The organism is Flavobacterium sp. GW823-FHT06G12 (genome assembly GCF_058794775.1).
The window spans coordinates 302,799-321,346 of record NZ_JBXAHE010000001.1; the positions used below are offsets into that span (position 1 = coordinate 302,799).

Annotated in this window: 14 protein-coding genes; 7 read left to right on the top strand and 7 right to left on the bottom strand. The window is 33.4% G+C overall.

All coding sequences use genetic code 11. The features are described 5' to 3' along the window. The first annotated feature begins 67 nt into the window (after nucleotides 1–67). On the top strand, nucleotides 68–679 hold the full coding sequence (locus AC1Q5Z_RS01220) for an acyloxyacyl hydrolase (RefSeq protein WP_492443463.1): 612 nt from the start codon (nucleotides 68–70) through the stop codon (nucleotides 677–679). Between the two features lie 53 nt (nucleotides 680–732). Here the strand turns inward: AC1Q5Z_RS01220 and lgt are convergent, their stop codons facing one another. The 5 genes from lgt to AC1Q5Z_RS01245 form a co-directional block, all read right to left on the bottom strand. Beyond that, a complete protein-coding gene (gene lgt, locus AC1Q5Z_RS01225; RefSeq protein WP_343588458.1) occupies nucleotides 733–1,665 on the bottom strand; it encodes a prolipoprotein diacylglyceryl transferase in 933 nt (310 codons plus the stop codon). 63 nt (nucleotides 1,666–1,728) lie between these two features. Next, nucleotides 1,729–1,977 (bottom strand): membrane protein insertion efficiency factor YidD, encoded by a 249-nt coding sequence (yidD, locus tag AC1Q5Z_RS01230; RefSeq protein WP_286965404.1) that lies wholly within the window; start codon nucleotides 1,975–1,977, stop codon nucleotides 1,729–1,731. 83 nt (nucleotides 1,978–2,060) lie between these two features. Next, nucleotides 2,061–3,542, bottom strand: a complete 1,482-nt coding sequence (cysS, locus tag AC1Q5Z_RS01235; protein ID WP_343588457.1) for a cysteine--tRNA ligase — start codon at nucleotides 3,540–3,542, stop codon at nucleotides 2,061–2,063. Between the two features lie 120 nt (nucleotides 3,543–3,662). Further along, entirely contained in the window at nucleotides 3,663–4,334 is a 672-nt protein-coding gene (gene folE / locus AC1Q5Z_RS01240) for a GTP cyclohydrolase I FolE (RefSeq protein WP_281631805.1), read from the bottom strand. A gap of 204 nt (nucleotides 4,335–4,538) precedes the next feature. Beyond that, nucleotides 4,539–5,735: a pyridoxal phosphate-dependent aminotransferase gene (locus tag AC1Q5Z_RS01245; protein ID WP_289058211.1), complete on the bottom strand. Its 1,197-nt coding sequence runs from the start codon at nucleotides 5,733–5,735 to the stop codon at nucleotides 4,539–4,541. Between the two features lie 123 nt (nucleotides 5,736–5,858). Here AC1Q5Z_RS01245 and AC1Q5Z_RS01250 point away from each other — a divergent pair, with 123 nt between their 5' ends. The 5 genes from AC1Q5Z_RS01250 (at nucleotide 5,859) to AC1Q5Z_RS01270 (ending at nucleotide 13,614) form a co-directional block, all read left to right on the top strand. Next, nucleotides 5,859–7,184 carry a PDZ domain-containing protein gene (locus AC1Q5Z_RS01250; RefSeq protein ID WP_343588456.1) on the top strand — a complete coding sequence of 442 codons (1,326 nt, stop codon included), beginning with the start codon at nucleotides 5,859–5,861 and terminating at the stop codon, nucleotides 7,182–7,184. A gap of 150 nt (nucleotides 7,185–7,334) precedes the next feature. Further along, nucleotides 7,335–9,971: a T9SS type B sorting domain-containing protein gene (locus AC1Q5Z_RS01255; RefSeq protein ID WP_492443467.1), complete on the top strand. Its 2,637-nt coding sequence runs from the start codon at nucleotides 7,335–7,337 to the stop codon at nucleotides 9,969–9,971. A 30-nt stretch (nucleotides 9,972–10,001) separates the two neighbouring features. Beyond that, nucleotides 10,002–10,928, top strand: a complete 927-nt coding sequence (locus AC1Q5Z_RS01260; protein WP_198856902.1) for a PorP/SprF family type IX secretion system membrane protein — start codon at nucleotides 10,002–10,004, stop codon at nucleotides 10,926–10,928. A gap of 10 nt (nucleotides 10,929–10,938) precedes the next feature. Then, entirely contained in the window at nucleotides 10,939–13,068 is a 2,130-nt protein-coding gene (locus tag AC1Q5Z_RS01265) for an OmpA family protein (protein WP_343588453.1), read from the top strand. A 66-nt stretch (nucleotides 13,069–13,134) separates the two neighbouring features. After that, nucleotides 13,135–13,614 (top strand): hypothetical protein, encoded by a 480-nt coding sequence (locus AC1Q5Z_RS01270; RefSeq protein ID WP_198856904.1) that lies wholly within the window; start codon nucleotides 13,135–13,137, stop codon nucleotides 13,612–13,614. 144 nt (nucleotides 13,615–13,758) lie between these two features. On the opposite strand, the gene AC1Q5Z_RS01275 is transcribed toward AC1Q5Z_RS01270, so the two are convergent. Beyond that, on the bottom strand, nucleotides 13,759–14,139 hold the full coding sequence (locus AC1Q5Z_RS01275; protein WP_198856905.1) for a DUF1573 domain-containing protein: 381 nt from the start codon (nucleotides 14,137–14,139) through the stop codon (nucleotides 13,759–13,761). Nucleotides 14,140–14,427: 288 nt separating this feature from the next. Between AC1Q5Z_RS01275 and AC1Q5Z_RS01280 the strand changes: the two genes are divergently transcribed. Further along, nucleotides 14,428–17,061, top strand: coding sequence for a valine--tRNA ligase (locus AC1Q5Z_RS01280; RefSeq protein ID WP_343588452.1), 2,634 nt, complete (start codon nucleotides 14,428–14,430; stop codon nucleotides 17,059–17,061). Between the two features lie 166 nt (nucleotides 17,062–17,227). On the opposite strand, the gene AC1Q5Z_RS01285 is transcribed toward AC1Q5Z_RS01280, so the two are convergent. Beyond that, nucleotides 17,228–18,541 carry an APC family permease gene (locus AC1Q5Z_RS01285; RefSeq protein ID WP_343588451.1) on the bottom strand — a complete coding sequence of 438 codons (1,314 nt, stop codon included), beginning with the start codon at nucleotides 18,539–18,541 and terminating at the stop codon, nucleotides 17,228–17,230. Nucleotides 18,542–18,548 lie beyond the last annotated feature (7 nt).

The following is an 18,548-nucleotide window of genomic DNA, read 5'->3' on the forward strand; positions in this document are numbered from 1 at the left end:
ATGAAAAGATCCAGTGAAAGCTGGATCTTTTTTTTGTGCTATATTTAAAAGAATTTTAGAATGATTTATGACAAGAAAATTACTTTTAGTCTTATTGTTTCTTATGGCTGTAGAAATGACCGCACAGAAAGGTGAATCAAATTTTTCCTTAGGTTTTAATTATGGTTTTGGAAGTGAATTCAGTAATAGAAACTATACGTTTACCAATCAATTTTACAAAGTTCAGCTATATTATAGATTAAAAGAAACAAAGTATTTTCAATATCAGATTTTAGTTCAGCCTGAGATTAATTTTGCTGAACATCAACTATTGAACTTTTATTTTGTTAAACCTGATACGCCCAATTATCAGCAAAAAAGAGACGAATTTACACGATTAAAAGATATTCGCGAATATGTGCTTAATTGTGGTTTTCTAGTGTGTAAACCTATTGGTAAAACATGTTCGTTTTATGTTTTGGGAAGTATTGGTCCGATGATTACAGATACAGAAACCGAGCGAATGTCTAAAGGTTTTGCTTTTGCTGATGTTTTAGCAGTTGGTTTTGCCGCAAGCTTTGATAAATTTAAGTTTGATATTCGTCCTAGTGTAAGACATGTTTCTAATGCTGGATTAGGAAGCAGTAATGCAGGATATAACACCAAGAATATCGAATTTGGTATTTCCTGTCAGCTATAAAAAAAAATGCCCAATACGTGCGATATTGGGCATTCTTTATTTATATTGAAAATTTATGACTCTGCTAAAGGATTTCTTTGCGCTCTAATGATAAAGAAAAGCCCTATAATGATAAAAGGTATACTTAGCCATTGTCCTGTAGAGAATAAGCCTAATTCGCTTTCGAAACCGCCTTGGCTTTCTTTTACAAATTCTACAACGAAACGAACAACAAATAAAAGCACTAAAAATAATCCGAATAAAAGGCCTGATTTAAGTCTTGCATTTGTTCTCCAGTATAAAAAGAATAAAATGGCAAATACAAAAACATAACAGAATGCTTCATATAATTGTGTAGGATGTCTTGAAGGAACTTCTGCTAATAATGTTGCAAATTTTGGATCTGTTGCAATTGCATTGTAAGCTTCTTTTGGGTCTGCAATTCCGGTTTTTTGTACTGCTTCGGCTTTGCTAAATGTATCGTGAAGAAAACGGATTCCAAAAGTAGATGAAGTTTCGTGACCTATAATTTCAGAATTAAAGAAATTTCCTAAACGTACAAAAATAGCGCCACTTGCAACAGGTATTACAACGCGGTCTAAGATCCATAGTAAAGAACGTTTTAATATTTTTTTGCTGTAGTAATACATTGCAATAATAATCGCAATTGCAGCCCCATGACTTGCTAATCCTTGGAAACCTGTAAATTGAAATTCAGGTTCGAATTTAAACGGAAGGAAAATTTCTAAAATGTGATTTCTAAAATATTCCCAATCGTAAAAGAAAACATGACCTAAACGCGCTCCAATTAAAGTTGCAAGAACTGTCCAAACAAATAAAGAATCTAGTTTTTCAATCGATTCGTTTTCTCTTTCGAAAATCTTTTTCATTAGGAACCATCCTAAACCAAAAGCAATTACAAACATTAAGCTGTAATAGCGAATCATAAAAAATCCTAAGTTGATTCCCTCAGAAGGATTCCAAACTAAATTTAAGGCGTGTGTCATGTATAAATGTTTTATATAGCTTTAAAAATAAATATTTAATGTAAAGTGCCGCTTTCTAAAAGGTTAATGTTTGTGGTCACATTTCTTTTCAGGAACAGGATCGTAACCGCTTCTTCCCCAAGGATGACAGCTTAAGATGCGTTTAATGCCTAAAAAACCGCCATAGAACAATCCGTGAATTTGCAACGCTTGAATCATGTAAGTCGAACAAGTCGGCTCAAATCTGCAGGCAGCTGGCGTAAACGGCGAAATAGCAGTCTGATAAAAACGGACTAACAATACAAATGGATATATTAGAATTTTGGATAGCATTTTTTAATAATAATGATTCGATTTTCAAACACTTTTATTTGTTGTCCTAAAAAGAATTATGTTACATCCAAAAATAAATATTCTTATTGAATGCTAAAAGTAGTTCCTTCTTTTCCGTCTTTAAGCTGAATTCCTAAAGCAATTAACTGATCGCGAATCTGGTCAGAAAGTGCAAAGTTTTTATCTGCTCTTGCCTGATTTCTCATTTCGATAAGCATGTTTACTACGCCATCTAGTTTGTCGCTATCGCCATCTGCAGCCTTGTCGTCGTTAAGACCTAAAACGTCATATACAAAAGCATTTACTGCTGTTTTAAAATCAGCTAAATCATTCGCAGAAATAGTTTCTTTGCCATCTTTTAATAGATTGATATAACGAACGGCTTCAAACAATTGTGCAATTAAAATTGGCGTATTGAAATCGTCGTTCATCGCATCGTAACAAAGCTGTTTCCAAGCTGCAAAATCTATAGAGCTAGAAGTTTCTGCATTGATATTTGGTAAAGCGTCTAGTGCTTCCATTAATCTTTTGTATCCTTTTTCAGCAGCAACAATAGCATCATCAGAAAAATCTAAAATACTTCTATAGTGTGCTTGAAGCATGAAAAAACGAGTTACTGAAGCCGAAAATGGTTTGCTTAAGATGTTATTGTCTCCGCTAAGAATCTCGCCTGGAAGAATGTTGTTTCCAGTTGATTTTGCCATTTTCTTTCCGTTTAAGGTAAGCATATTAGCATGCATCCAGTAATTTACTGGAGCTTGGCCAGTGCAAGCTTCATTTTGAGCAATTTCACATTCGTGGTGCGGGAATTTTAAATCCATTCCACCTCCGTGAATGTCAAAATGATTGCCAAGATATTTGGTGCTCATTGCTGTACATTCTAGATGCCATCCTGGGAAACCATCGCTCCAAGGAGAAGGCCATCTCATGATGTGTTCTGGTTCAGCTTTTTTCCATAAGGCAAAATCCTGCGGATTTCTTTTGTCTGACTGTCCGTCAAGATCACGCGTGTTAGCTAACATATCGTCGATATTTCTACCGCTTAAGATACCGTAATTATTGGTTTCGTTATATTTTACAACATCAAAATATACTGAACCATTAGCAACATATGCAATGCCTTTATCGATTATTTTTTTAATAATTTCAATTTGCTCAATAATGTGTCCTGTTGCTGTAGGCTCGATGCTTGGAGGTAAAAAATTGAAAGCTTTTAGAATGTTGTGAAAGTCAACAGTGTAGCGTTGTACTACTTCCATTGGTTCTAATTGCTCCAAACGTGCTTTTTTAGCAATTTTATCTTCACCTTCATCCACATCGTCTACGATATGTCCAACATCGGTAATATTTCGAACATAACGAACTTTATAATCCAAATGAAGAAAATATCTAAAAATTACATCAAAAGACATAAAAGTTCTTACGTTTCCTAAATGGACATTACTATATACGGTAGGTCCACAAACATACATTCCAACGTTTCCTTCATGGATTGGTTTGAAATCTTCTTTTTCACCCGAAAGTGAATTGTATATTTTTAGTGGTTGTGTTGTATATAATGGCATAAAATTTATGTTTAACCGTTTAATCTTTTAGTAAGGATTTATTCTTGTGAAAGATAATATTTTTTGTGTAATTGTTAATTTATTTAATCGGTTAAACAAATTAACAATTTACCGATTAAACTAGAACTGAGTGTCTAGTTTGATATAATCTAAGAATTCTCTTTTCGTTTGAGGATCTTTGAATTTTCCGCCGAACTCAGAAGTTACTGTGCTGCTTTCGATATCTTTAATTCCGCGAGAGTTTACACAAAGGTGTTTTGCGTCGATTACGCAAGCAACATCTTCTGTTCCTAAAGCTTTTTGAAGTTCTTGAACAATCTGCATAGTTAGACGCTCTTGTACTTGAGGCCTTTTTGCATAATACTCAACAATACGGTTCATTTTTGATAAACCAATCACGCGTCCGCTTGAGATATAAGCAACATGAGCACGCCCGATAATTGGCAGTAAGTGATGCTCGCAAGTAGAATAAACTGTAATGTTTTTTTCTACAAGCATTTCGCCATATTTGTAATTATTGTCAAAAGTAGAAGCTTTTGGCTGTTTTGCTGGGTTAAGACCACCAAAAATTTCTTTTACAAACATTTTTGCAACTCGGTTTGGAGTTCCTTTAATGCTGTCATCTGTCAAATCCATTCCTAATGTTTGTAGAATGCTTTCGACATCTTTTTTAATTTTTTCTATTTTTTCTTCATCAGTGATGTCAAAAGCATCCTCTCTTAAAGGGTTTTTTGCATTACTGCTGAAGTGACTGTCACCTATTTCGTCTAAAAAATCTTCGTTATTTATCATTAAGAACTACTATTATAATGTGGTATATCTTTTTAAGGCGGTAAAGATAATTAATAAATAGGAAACCTATTCTATGGTTTTTAGGATTTAATTGCTGCTTTTTGGATATAATTTAAAATTTGAAGATAAATACTATTATTAAAAATAAAAAAGACAATAACGAAAAACGTTATTGTCTTTTTAAAGTGTATTATAATGAATTGATTATCTGTTGTTGTAAACTAGTAAAGCCTCCTTTAAAATGTTTACGGCTGTAATCAAATCTTTTTTGTTTAAAACATAGGCAATACGAACTTGATTTAGTCCCATTCCAGGTGTCGAATAAAAACCTTTAGCAGGAGCAATCATTACCGTTTCGCCATTTAAGTTATAACTTTCAAGTAACCATTGTGCAAAATCATCTGAATCTTCTATAGGAAGCTCTGCAATGCAATAAAAAGCACCTTTTGGTTTAGTTACAATAACACCATCAATTTTATTTAATTCAGCGATTAAAGTATTACGGCGTTCTTTGTATTCGCCAATTACTTCGTCAAAATAACTTTGTGGTGTGTCTATTGCAGCTTCACAAGCAATCTGTTCAATAGTTGGCGGACTTAAACGTGCTTGAGCAAACTTCATTACTGTTGCTAAAACATCTTTGTTTTTAGTTACCAAGCATCCAATTCTTGCTCCGCACATACTGTAACGTTTAGAAACAGAATCGACCATGATTACGTTTTGCTGTACATCTTCAAGATTCATTACAGAAAAGTGCACATCGTCGCCATCATATAAAAATTCACGATACACTTCATCAGCGATTAAGTATAAATCATGTTTTTTAATTAAGCTGGCAAGCTGTTTAATTTCTGTTTCAGAATATAAATATCCAGTCGGATTTCCAGGGTTGCAAATCAGAATGGCTTTTGTTTTTGGTGTTATTAATTTTTCTACTTCATCAATACTTGGTAAAGCAAATCCAGTTTCGATAGTAGAAACTAGAGGCACTACAGTTGCACTTGTCGAAGAAGCAAAGGCATGATAATTAGCATAAAAAGGTTCCGGGATAATGATTTCATCTCCTGGATCTGTAATTGTGGCCAGTGCAAAAAGTAAGGCTTCAGAACCACCAGTTGTTACAATGATGTCTTCTGTGTTAACGTTTACATTTTGGCGCTGGTAAAAATGAGCTAATTTTTTTCTATAGCTTTCATATCCGGCAGACGGACTGTATTCTATAATACTCAAATCAATATTTTTTACCGCCTCGATGGCCACTTCCGGTGTCTTGATATCCGGTTGACCAATGTTTAAGTGATACACCTTGTGTCCCTTTTTCTTTGCTAAATCAGCAAAAGGAGCCAGCTTGCGTATCGGAGATTCGGGCATGTTTCTTCCCTTGAGTGAAATTGTCGGCATGAGTATAAATTATTGAAGTGCAAATTTGCATATTTTTTTCGAATTTAACGTAAACAATAAGGGTACTTCCAAAAATGTAACAATAATAAATATATTTACTAATTTTATAATAAAATATTGTCAATGAAAAAATATATAGTATTGTTTTTTGGGTTATTCTTACCTTTTTTGCTTTTCGGGCAAGGCGATTTCATATTGGAAAACAATGCAAAAAAGGCTATAATCCCTTTTAAATTGATTAATAACCTCGTTTTTATTCCTATAAAAGTGAATGGAGTAGAGTTGAATTTTCTTCTTGATTCTGGTGTTGAAGAAACACTTTTGTTTAGTATGGAAGATAAACAAGAAGTTAGTTTTAACAATGTTGAGAAAATCAAACTCCGTGGATTAGGAAGTGAAGAAGAGATAGAAGGCTTGAAATCGACAAAGAATATTCTAGAAACGCATGGTCTGAAATCAAGTGACCATATGGTTTTTATTATCCTAGATCAAAGTTTTAATTTGTCTTCTCATATTGGAATTCCTGTTAATGGAATTATCGGTCATAAATTCTTTAGAAACAATCTTGTTGAAATTAATTACCAGAAAAAGAAAATAATAGTTCATGCTAAGAGCGATAGATATCAGGGAAAACTTGATAAACAGTTTAAAATGGTTCCGATAACGGTTGAAAAGTCAAAACCTTATATAATTACAAAAGCTACAGTTAATGATCAAGAAATTCCGGCAAAGCTTTTAATTGATATTGGAAATAGTGATGCTTTCTGGATTTTTGAAAATGATAAAATAAAACTCCCGAACAAAAACTTTCCTGATTTTTTAGGAAAAGGTTTTAGCGGTGACATTGAAGGACATCGTGCTAAAATTGATAAATTCTCTATAGACGAATTTGATTTTAAAAAACCTATTGTCTCTTTTCCTGATTCAGCATCAATTCGTAACGTTAAGATGGTTCCAGGACGTATCGGTTCTGTTGGCGGAGAAGTTTTGAAACGATTTACCTTAGTTTTAGATTATAAAGAAAAAAAACTGTACTTAAAAAGAAACAGCAAATTTGGAGAACCTTTTACTTATAATAAGAGCGGAATTACGATTCAGCACAATGGACTTCAATGGGTGCAAGAAACAGTACATTTAGAGACTGTAAGAGTTGCTTCTACAATGGACGAATTGCAGGAAAAAGACAAAAACGAAAATAACTTTAAGTATAAATTTGCTCTTAAGCCAGTTTACGAAATAGTAAATGTGCGTGAGAATTCTGCTGCTGAAAAATGTGGATTGCGAAAAGGTGATATTATAGTCAGTATTAATAAAAATCAGCCATATAAATACACTCTTCAACAAATAAATAATCTTTTGAAATCGGAAGATGATGTATGGATTAATCTTGAGGTAGAACGAAATAGTTTGGTGCTTAAATTTAGGTTTAAATTAGAAGATGAGTTGTAAAAAAGTAGAATTTTAATTTTGGGTTAATTTCTTTAAAAACCCCATTTTAAGCTATTGTAATGTAGGTGTGCCTTTTTTTTGTGAAAATAAGTTTACTAAAAATTAGCTTTTTAGTTAGATAATTTCTTATGTTTAACAAAAATTTAATCTATGGCAAAAAACTACATTAACTACCTACATTTTGTATTGTTTTTTATTTTTTTTTCCTTACTTCCTTCAAAACTAACGGCACAATGTGCTGGTACTGACAATGTAAATGAATTAATTTGCGATGTCACTAATCCCATTTATCAATCAGTAAATTTATTTTCTTTGTTAGGAGGTTCTCCAATTCCAGGTGGAACATGGACAGATGATAATAATCTACAAGGTTTAGATCCTTCTACTGGTATTTTAAATGCTCAATTTATCCTTAGCGGAGGAGAATATCACTATACCTATACGGCTCCAGCGACTTCGGGGTGTACAAATAACAAAGCTGTAGTCACGATTACCATAGGCGCATACGTGGGCGTGGGATCTGAAGCAACAGTTTGTAACGAAAATAATTTTTTTAATCTTTTTACAGCTTTTGACAGTAAGGTTATGGGGCCACATGTAAACGGAAGTTTTACTACCGATAAAGGGCAACCTGTACCGCGTACAATACCAATTGGACAATATAAAACCAAAACTACGCTTAACTTTATATATACTGTACCGGCAGTGCCGGCGTGTTCTCCTAATACAAAGTCAACCAATGTGCAGGTGACCATTTTTATAGCTCCTAAAATTGGAGAACCACAAGATTTGGAATTATGTGGGACTACAGATTTGGCGGCCTACACCGATTTAGATTTATTTGACCGGATAGGTGAAGGGGATAAAGGAGGTACTTGGACAGGTATGGGATTGACTTCTGCTACAGATCATAATATTAATCTTCAAGAATTGTTTGATGCAAATGGACCTGGCGTATACCCTTATACCTACACTGTTTTGGCACTTCCTAATAGTAATATATGTGCTAATAAAAGTGCTACTGTAAATATAACTCTCGAAAAAAGACTTGATTTTACAGGATCTAAAATTGAAGTAAGCAAAGATATTTGCGAATCTGAAATCGCGACAGCGACTTATTCGGCAAAAATTACCCAAGGGCAAGATAATATTCCTAATGGGAAATATGATGTAAGCTTTAATATTGTTGGGCCAGGAGTATCAGCATCTGATAATGTAAGAGGGGATTTTTTGAATGGAGAATTTAATTTTCCAATACAATCATCTTATTTTAAAGAAGTAGGTGAGTATACGATAACGGTTACAGGTATAGTGTCTACAACAAGTAAAAGAAAATGCGTAGACATTTTCAATCCGTTTTCAAGTGTTTTAACAATTTATCCGTTACCGCTTTTAACTAATGCTACGCTAACAGCGCTTCCTGTTTGCCAAAATGATATAGCGACAATTGATATTATTGCACCTCAATTGCTTGATGGTACTTATCGTATTTCTTACAATATAAATGGAGATAATCTAGCTATGGGCGAAACAGCAGAAATACAATCTGTTGGCGGAAAAGCATCTTTTACAATTCCGGGAAACCTGAGTAAAAGAAGTGGATTGTCGGTAATTACAATTTATAATATAACCAATATTACAAATCCTTCACCACAATGTACCAATACAGCAAATGTTGCAGGAAATCTATATGTAAATCCGTTGCCAAATGCATTAACTGTAATTGCGGCAGTTAAAGATTATTGCTTGAATGCACCTGTTACTGTTGAAATTTCTGGATTGGAAACTTTAACCAATGTTAGTATTTCTTATCAATTGTCAGAAAGTAATATTTCGGGAATACAGACTAGTAGTAATACAGTGCAAAATGGTAAGTTAGATTTTGTAATTCCTGCCGAATTGCTTTTAAATACAGGTTCAACAAAAATTACATTATTGAATTTAACTAATACGGTTACAAATTGTGATGTCGATTTAATCAACATTACAGACGATTTCATTATAAATCCGATTCCGCCTGCACCAACTGTTTTAGATCAGAACTTTTGTAAAGTAGACGAGGCGGTAATTGCCAATTTAGAACCAAAAGGAACTCAGTACAAATGGTATAATTCTGCAACAGCAACAACGCCACTTGCCGTTGATTATGTTTTAAAAACAGAAGATTATTACGTTACAGAAACCTCTGCTGAAGGTTGTATTTCAGAACCCGCAAAAGTTTCGGTAGTGATAAATGATACGCCAGCACCAGAAATGAACGAAACGGCAGATTTTTGCGGTTTAGCAAATCCGAAGATAAGCGATTTATCCAGTAAGACAAATGTTCCGTCAACGGTAGCTTGGTATGATTCTGTAGACGGAAATTTATTGCCTTCAACCACATTATTGGTACACAATGCAATTTATTACGGATACGATTTAAATGAAACAACAAGATGTCTGTCTGAAAATTATAAAGAAGTGAAAGTCTCTTTACGAGATTGTGAAGTTGCTCAGTACGATTTCTTTGTTCCTGACGGATTTTCTCCAAACGGAGACGGTGTAAACGATTCATTTGTGATAAAAGATATTGAATTTTTATATCCAAACTATACACTTGAAATTTATAACAGGTACGGCAACGGAATGTATAAAGGAGATAATAGTAAACCAGCTTGGGATGGCAAGAATTACGAGAAAAGCGGTATCGCTGGAGGCGTTGCGCCCAATGGAGTTTATTTTTATGTACTGCATTTTAATAAAGACAATAAACCGCCACAACAAGGCCGTCTTTACTTAAATCGATAATCTCTTTTATATTTTTAATATAATTTTCAAATGAAAAAAATAATACTCCTTATAAATTTCCTTTTCTGTTTATCCATTTCTGCCCAGCAAGATCCTGAGTATACGCATTATATGTATAATATGAGCGTTGTAAATCCTGCTTATGCAACTGGAGTTCCCGCCATGATGAATTTTGGCGGATTATACAGAACGCAGTGGGTTGGCGCTTACGGTGCGCCTAAAACATTTACATTTTTTGGACATACGGCAATTAATGACAAAATAGAAGCAGGAATCTCATTTATTTCTGATGATATTGGTGACGGCGCAAAAAAGGAAAACAACGTTTATGCTGACTTTGCCTATGTTTTAAAATTAGGCGGAAAAAATAAATTATCGTTAGGTTTAAAAGCTGGATTTTCGTCTATGCAAACTAATTTTAACGGATTCAGATTTACAGATCCTCAAACAGATTTAGCTTTTTCAGAAAACATAAATGCAACAAAACCTAATATTGGAGTTGGAGCTTATTATTTTAGAGATAATCTATACGTTGGATTGTCTGCACCGAATTTACTAAAGTCAAAATATATTGAAGAAAAGTCAGGAGTTAATGCTTTTGGTTCAGAAGAAATACATACTTTTTTGACAGCGGGTTATGTTTTTCAGGTTAATGATAAAGTGAAATTGAAACCAGCATTTATGTCAAAATTTGTAAAAGGTGCACCAATTAGTTTAGATGTTACTGCTAATGTTTTGTATAATGAAAAATTCGAATTTGGAGCAGCATACAGAATTGATGATTCGGTAAGTGCACTATTTAATATAAATGTTACGCCAACGCTGAGAGTAGGTTATGCCTATGATTACACACTTACAAACTTCGGACAGTTTAATTCAGGAACACACGAAATTATGCTTTTGTTTGATTTGGACTTGTTAGGAAAAGGATTTGATAAATCTCCAAGATTCTTCTAAAATGAAAAATATGAAAAAATTACTCGTTATTGTATTCGTATTTTCAATACAGTTTATAAAGGCACAAGATCAGGAATTAGCAAGAGCAAAACGTTTTTTTGATAAAACGTATTACAGCGAAGCCATTATTTTATATCAAAAATTGGCAGACGAAAGACCTTCTCAAGAAGTAATTAAAAATCTTGCCGATTCTTATTTCTATACCAATGAATTGATTAAAGCGCAACGCTATTATCGTCTCTTGATTGGCAATTACAGCAATAATTTAGACCGAGAATATTATTTTAGATATGCACAAACTCTAAAAGCAACAAATAGTAACGATGATGCAAATGTCAATTTAAAGGAATATTATTCTAAATCTGCAAATGCAGAAGATATGGTCAATTTTGAAAAAGAATTGAAAACCTTAGAAAATGTCACCGCAATTGGTAAACGTTTTGAAATTAAAAATCTTGCGATAAATACGCCAAATTCTGAATTTGGAGCTGTAAAATACAAAGACAATCTAGTTTTTGCAGGAGTAAAATTGAAACCAGGTTTGTTTGACAAAAGGTACAAATGGGATAATGAAACCTATTTAAATTTGGTTACTATTCCGCTTAAAAACATTAATTCTGCAGATTCCACTATTCATTATTTTGCTAAAGAATTAAAAACCGGAATGCACGAATCGAATGCTGTTTTTACAAAAGATGGCAAAACCATGTATTTTACCCGAAACAATTCTAAAAACGGAAAGAAGAAAAAAGACGATAAAAAAATCTCTAATCTTCAGATTTTTAAAGCAGAATTGGTAGAAGGAAAATGGACAAATGTTACGTCGCTTCCATTCAATAGTCCAAATTATTCTGTTGAACATCCCGCTTTAAGTCCAGATGAAAAAGTATTGTATTTTGCTTCTGATATGCCAGGATCTATCGGCTCTTTTGACATTTATTCGGTTAACATAAATAAAGGGGCATTTGATACGCCGAAAAATTTAGGTTCAGAAATTAATACAGACAAAAGAGAACAGTTTCCTTTTGCTTCTGCAGATAATAAGCTTTATTTTTCATCAGACGGACATTTAGGTTATGGATCTTTAGATGTTTTTGTCTCTGAAATAAATGGAAACGAGTATTTAAAACCCGTAAATGTCGGACTTCCATTAAACTCTAATTTAGATGATTTTGCATTTAATATTGATTCGAATACTAAAGAAGGCTTTTTTGCGTCAAATAGAGAAGGAGGTAAAGGAAGCGATGATATTTACCAATTCAAAGAAATAAAAGATTTGATTGTTGAAGATTGCAAACAGTTTATTGCTGGAACCATTACAGATCTTGATACACAATTGGCTTTAGAAAATGCAACGGTATTATTGCAAGATTCAGAAAATAAGACTTTAAATACTATTACAACTTCGGCTGACGGAAAATTCAGTTTTACTGTTGCTTGCGAGGCTTCGTATAAAATTAGTGCTTTCAAAGAAAATTATACTAATGCTTCTAAAATATTGACATTAGACAAAACAAGAGATAAAGTTAATGATGGTTCTTTGGCACTAAGATCTTTAGAAGCAATTCAAAAAGAAGAAAAACAAATTGCTGAAAACAAGAGAAAACAGGAAATTATTATTGAAGAAGAAAACAAGAAAAAAGAAGCCTTGGCAGCAATTGAATTAAAAGAGAAAGACAAAAAAGCCAAAGAAGCGGCAATTGTAGCTGCTGAAATTCGAAAGAACGAAAAAGTAAAAGAAATTTTAGAAAAAGAAAAAGATATTGTCAAGGATAAAGAACGTTTAATCATAAAAACAGATCCTATTTATTTTGATTACGATTTGTGGTATATCCGTAAAGAATCGAAAGTGATTTTAGGACGAGTTGTAGAATTGATGAAGAAATATCCAGACATGAAAATCGAAATCGGATCGCATACCGATTCACGAGGAAATGAAAAATACAATGCTGATTTATCTCAAAAAAGAGCCAATTCAACGCGAGAGTTTATCATACAATCTGGTATAGATTCTAAGCGAGTTGTAGCAAAAGGTTATGGCGAATCGGTTCCAATTATAAAATGCAAAACAGATGAATCTTGCTCAGAAGAAGAACACGAATTGAATAGAAGATCTGAATTTGTAATTAAAAATTTATAAAATTATTGAAAGAAGAAAGCCTTTTTTTCTTTAATTTTATAGTAGTATCAACAAAATAGAAAAAATATGAGAAATCTAACCTTATCTTGTTTGCTTCTATCCTTTATTGGATTGCAAAGCTGTAAAAATGAAGAAAAACAAAAAGCCGCTGAAGCTGTAAAAGCAGAAGGTGAAGCAGTCGTAAGTACTGCATGCTATAAAGCAATTTACGAAAAGGATACAATAGATTTAAAACTGAATACGTTAAAGAACGGAAAATTAACGGGAGATATGGTTATGAATGTAGCACCTTCAACTGTTAGAAAAGGAGAAGTTGCAGGTGAATTCCACGGAGATACTTTATTTGTAGACTACACTTTTAAAGTTAATGAGGACGCTAAAACCTTCAAAAATCCTATGGCATTTTTAAAACGTAACAATCAGCTTATTTTGGGTAACGGAACTATGCAGACAACAATGGGAGTAACTTATCTGGTAAAAGACAAACCGATTGATTTTGACAGCGTAAAATATAAATTTGACTCAGTAGAATGTGCTGCGAAGTAATAAAGAAGAAAGATTTGAGAAGCAAGATGTTTCTCTATGTAGATAATGAGAAAAGATTTTAGAAGGAAGATATTTCTCTATAAAAGTAAAAAGCCGTTTCTAGATTTAGAAACGGCTTTTTATTATTTAGAAGTTTTTTAATTCTTATTGAACTTCACCCTTAATTTTAAGAGCTACTCTTCCGTCAGGATAGTTTACTGCGTTTGTTTCAACAGTAATTGTTTTACGAATAGGTCCTGCTACCATATTATATTTTACATCAATTTTTCCTTTTTTGCCTGGCAAAATTGCTGCGGCAGGTTTTGTTACAATGATAGAACTTACTGTAGATTCTGCACCTGTAATTAATAATGGAGCATCACCTGTATTTGTAAATTCAAAGGAACGGAGCCCATTGTCGCCTTTAGAAATTTTTCCATAATCAATTGTATTGTCTGAGGCTGCAAATTCAATTTTTGGGCCGTTTTGTGCAAAACTTATTGCGCTAAACAATAAGACTGCAATAAAAGAGGCTGTATTTTTCATATGAAATCTTTTTTTTATTGTAAGTAAATATACATTCTTTTAATTAACACACAAATTATTATTTCTCTTTTTATAGTCTACTTAATTATTTACTTTTGCTGTCAGTTATAAATACAAAAATTGAACCAGTTTTTTTGTTTAACTGTTTAATCGTTTATTTGTTTAATCATTGAGATTGATTTATAAATGATTTTTTTAAACAGAAATAAGAAAACAAATCAATTTGAAATTCGATGATCAAAACCGATTAAACGGTTAAACAAATTAACGATTAAACAACCCTAGTAAATGACAATTCCAGCACAATTTGACGCTAAGACGATTGAGAGTAAATGGTATGATTACTGGATGAAAAACAATTATTTTCATTCAGAACCAGATCATAGAACACCGTACACCATTGTAATCCCGCCGCCAAACGTCACTGGAGTCCTTCACATGGGACATATGTTGAATAATACGATTCAAGATGTTTTAATTCGTCGTGCACGTCTTAAAGGATTCAATGCTTGTTGGGTTCCAGGAACAGATCACGCATCTATTGCTACTGAAGCAAAAGTGGTAGCAAAATTGAAAGCAGAAGGAATCAATAAAAACGATTTGACCCGCGAAGAATTCCTAAAACATGCTTGGGAATGGACAGATAAATACGGTGGAACAATCTTAGAGCAACTTAAGAAATTAGGTGCTTCTTGCGATTGGGAACGCACTAAATTTACGATGGATCCAGATATGTCTGCATCTGTAATTAAATCGTTTGTAGATTTATACAACAAAGGATTAATCTACAGAGGATACCGTATGGTAAACTGGGATCCAGAAGCAAAAACTACTCTTTCTGACGAAGAGGTAATTTACGAAGAACAACAAGGAAAATTATTTTTCTTAAAATATAAAATTGAAGGTTCAGAAGATTTCTTGACGATTGCTACAACACGTCCTGAAACTATTTTTGGAGATACTGCAATCTGTATCAATCCAAACGATGAGCGTTTTACACATTTAAAAGGTAAAAAAGCAATCGTTCCTATTTGCGGAAGAGTAATCCCAATTATTGAAGACGAATATGTAGATGTAGAATTCGGAACAGGATGTTTGAAAGTAACGCCTGCTCACGATATGAACGATAAAACGTTAGGAGAAAAACACAATCTAGAAATCGTTGATATTTTTAATGAAGACGCAACTTTAAATAGTTTCGGATTACATTATCAAGGAAAAGACCGTTTTGTAGTTCGTACAGAAATTGCAAAAGAACTGGAAGAAATTGGAGCTTTAGCAAAAACAGAAATCCATTTGAATAAAGTTGGAACTTCTGAAAGAACAAAAGCTGTGATCGAACCAAGATTATCTGACCAATGGTTCTTGAAAATGGAAGAATTAGTAAAACCTGCAATTAAGTCGGTTTTAGAAACAGGAGAAATTAAATTACATCCAAAACGTTTCGAAAACACGTATGCGCACTGGTTAAACAACATTCGCGATTGGAATATTTCTCGTCAATTATGGTGGGGACAACAAATTCCAGCTTACTATTACGGAGACGGAAAAGAAGATTTTGTAGTTGCAGAAAATATCGAAGATGCTTTAGCTTTAGCAAAAGAAAAAACATCTAACAACTCACTTACAACATCTGACTTAAAACAAGATGTTGACGCGTTAGACACATGGTTTTCTTCTTGGTTATGGCCAATGTCTGTTTTTGGCGGAATCATGGATCCAGAAAGTGCAGATTTTAAATACTATTACCCAACAAATGACTTGGTAACTGGTCCGGATATTTTATTTTTCTGGGTGGCGAGAATGATCATTGCAGGTTACGAATATGCAGGCGAAAAACCATTTACAAATGTATATTTGACTGGTTTGGTTCGTGATAAACAACGTCGTAAGATGTCTAAATCATTAGGAAATTCTCCTGATCCTTTAGATTTGATCGATGCTTTTGGAGCTGATGGAGTTCGTGTGGGATTACTTTTAAGTGCTTCTGCAGGAAACGATATCATGTTTGATGAAGAATTGTGCAGTCAAGGAAAAGCGTTTTCGAATAAAATCTGGAATGCCTTTAAATTGATTAAAGGGTGGGAAGTTTCTGAAACGATCGCACAGCCAGAATCATCAAAAGTGGCAATCGAATGGTATGAAGCGAAATTACAGCAGACTTTAGTTGACATCGAAGATAATTTTGAGAAATACAGAATTTCAGATTCATTAATGGCAATTTATAAATTGGTTTGGGATGATTTCTGTTCTTGGTTCTTAGAAATGATCAAACCAGCATACCAACAGCCAATTGACAGCGTAACTTTCGCGAAAGCGATCGAAATGTTAGAAAACAACTTGAAGTTATTGCACCCGTTTATGCCTTTCTTGACAGAGGAAATTTGGCAGTTAATTGCTGAAAGAACGCCTGAAGAAGCTTTAATTGTTTCGACTTGGCCAGAAGTAAAATCATTTGATGCAAAATTAATTGCTGATTTTGAAAATTCAATTGAAGTAATTTCTGGAATTAGAACAATCAGAAAAGATAAAAATATTCCGTTTAAAGATGCAATTGAATTAAAAGGAATCAACAGCGAAAATGTTTCTACTTATTTTGATTCAATCATAACGAAATTAGGAAACGTTTCTGCTTTCGAATATGTTTCTGAAAAAGTAGACGGCGCACTGTCTTTCCGTGTAAAATCGAATGAATACTTCATCCCGATTACAGGAAATATCGATATTGAAGCTGAGATTGCAAAACTGACAGAAGAATTAAATTATACAAAAGGATTCTTGAAATCTGTAGAAGCGAAACTTTCAAACGAGAAATTCGTAAACGGAGCTCCAGAGAAAGTCCTTAATCTAGAAAAACAAAAACAAGCTGATGCTTTAGCAAAAATTGCTACAATTGAGCAGAGTTTGGCTGGTTTGAAATAAGAATCAGATTGATTTAAAATAGAAAAGCTGTCCACTTTGGACAGCTTTTTTTGTTTTTGTCATTCCGAGGAACGAGGAATCACACTCGGAAATCGACAAAGATTGGAGAATCACTGTACGGACTTTTATGTGTAATTCCTCGTTCCTCGGAATGAAAAAAAGCATGTTATTTTTTCTTCCTCAAAACCAAAAACAAAGGATAAGAAACAATCGCAATTCCCACAATGACAATAAAGCTTTTAGGATCGCTGTAGATAAATCCTACAAGTAATGCAATTGAGAATATAATAGCAATTATAGTGCTCCATGGATACCAAAAGGAACGGTAAGGTCTTGGCAAATCTGGTTCTGTAGTTCTTAATTTTAAAAGCGAATAATAGGCGAGTCCCCAAACGATTATCGAGATAAAAGCGGCAAATGAAAACAATACTTCAAATGAACCAATGCAAATTAAAAATAAGCTAAAGAGAGACGAAACTAATAGCGCAACAATTGGAGTTCCACCCTTGTTTACTTTTGTTCCTTTTTCGATGAAGAAGCCGTCGCGGCTTAATCCATAAAGAATTCTTGGCGGAATCATCATAAAAGCATTTAAAATACTGATTAAAGAAAAGATTGAAATAACGGTTACGATTTTAGCACCACTTTCGCCAAAAAGAATCTTAGCAACATCAGCAGCCGCTAGATTTGATTTGGCTAAAATTTCAATTGGTAAAACATGAAAGAAAGCAACATTTACCAAAATATAAATAGCTACAACAAGCAAAACGCCACTATATAATGATTTTGGAATGTTTTTGCTTGGATCATCATTTTCTTCTGCGAAAAAACAAACAGCGTTCCAACCATTATAAGTTCCAATAATGAGCTGTAATGATTTAAAGAATCCAAAAATAAGTCCGATTTGAAAAATGGAGCTGTCTGTTTTTATTGAAGGAACTTCGACTCCTGTATACACAAAACAAGCTATAACCAAAGCAACAAAACAAATTACTTTTAAGAAACTGGTAATTTGCTGTATCAAGCTTCCGTTTTTAACTCCGCTTAAATGCAATAAAACAAAAGCAACTAATAAAGAAATCGATAATACTGTCGAATAATTGGCTAATTGCGGAAATAAAATAATGGTGTATTCGCTAATTACAATGCAGTAAAAAGCAGGAGGGATTGCATTGACAATATAATCGTACCATCCAGAAAGAAAACCAGCGTATTCTCCTAGAGCTCTTTTAATGTAATTGTACGATCCACCAGCTTTTGGCAACATTGTCGCCAGTTCTGAATACGAATTTGCACCCATTAAAACATATAAACCTCCAAACAGCCAAGAAGCCAAAATAAGCCAATAATTGTTTAGCATTTCTGCGATGGTTCCGGGAGTTCTTAAGATTCCAACACCGATTGTTCCTCCAATTAAAACGGCAATATTAAAACTAAGGCCTAAACTTTTTTGCAATTGGTTTTTCTTGGAATCTGACATTTTTGAA

What these genes read in the sequence shown, in the direction of transcription:
- AC1Q5Z_RS01250 (WP_343588456.1), top strand. Translation starts at nt 5,859, where the DNA reads ATGAAAAAATATATAGTATTGTTTTTTGGGTTATTCTTACCTTTTTTG.
- AC1Q5Z_RS01260 (WP_198856902.1), top strand. Translation starts at nt 10,002, where the DNA reads ATGAAAAAAATAATACTCCTTATAAATTTCCTTTTCTGTTTATCCATT.
- lgt (WP_343588458.1), bottom strand. Translation starts at nt 1,665, where the DNA reads ATGACACACGCCTTAAATTTAGTTTGGAATCCTTCTGAGGGAATCAAC.
- AC1Q5Z_RS01280 (WP_343588452.1), top strand. Translation starts at nt 14,428, where the DNA reads ATGACAATTCCAGCACAATTTGACGCTAAGACGATTGAGAGTAAATGG.
- cysS (WP_343588457.1), bottom strand. Translation starts at nt 3,542, where the DNA reads ATGCCATTATATACAACACAACCACTAAAAATATACAATTCACTTTCG.
- AC1Q5Z_RS01220 (WP_492443463.1), top strand. Translation starts at nt 68, where the DNA reads ATGACAAGAAAATTACTTTTAGTCTTATTGTTTCTTATGGCTGTAGAA.
- AC1Q5Z_RS01270 (WP_198856904.1), top strand. Translation starts at nt 13,135, where the DNA reads ATGAGAAATCTAACCTTATCTTGTTTGCTTCTATCCTTTATTGGATTG.
- AC1Q5Z_RS01285 (WP_343588451.1), bottom strand. Translation starts at nt 18,541, where the DNA reads ATGTCAGATTCCAAGAAAAACCAATTGCAAAAAAGTTTAGGCCTTAGT.
- AC1Q5Z_RS01265 (WP_343588453.1), top strand. Translation starts at nt 10,939, where the DNA reads ATGAAAAAATTACTCGTTATTGTATTCGTATTTTCAATACAGTTTATA.
- folE (WP_281631805.1), bottom strand. Translation starts at nt 4,334, where the DNA reads ATGATAAATAACGAAGATTTTTTAGACGAAATAGGTGACAGTCACTTC.
- AC1Q5Z_RS01245 (WP_289058211.1), bottom strand. Translation starts at nt 5,735, where the DNA reads ATGCCGACAATTTCACTCAAGGGAAGAAACATGCCCGAATCTCCGATA.
- yidD (WP_286965404.1), bottom strand. Translation starts at nt 1,977, where the DNA reads ATGCTATCCAAAATTCTAATATATCCATTTGTATTGTTAGTCCGTTTT.
- AC1Q5Z_RS01275 (WP_198856905.1), bottom strand. Translation starts at nt 14,139, where the DNA reads ATGAAAAATACAGCCTCTTTTATTGCAGTCTTATTGTTTAGCGCAATA.
- AC1Q5Z_RS01255 (WP_492443467.1), top strand. Translation starts at nt 7,335, where the DNA reads ATGGCAAAAAACTACATTAACTACCTACATTTTGTATTGTTTTTTATT.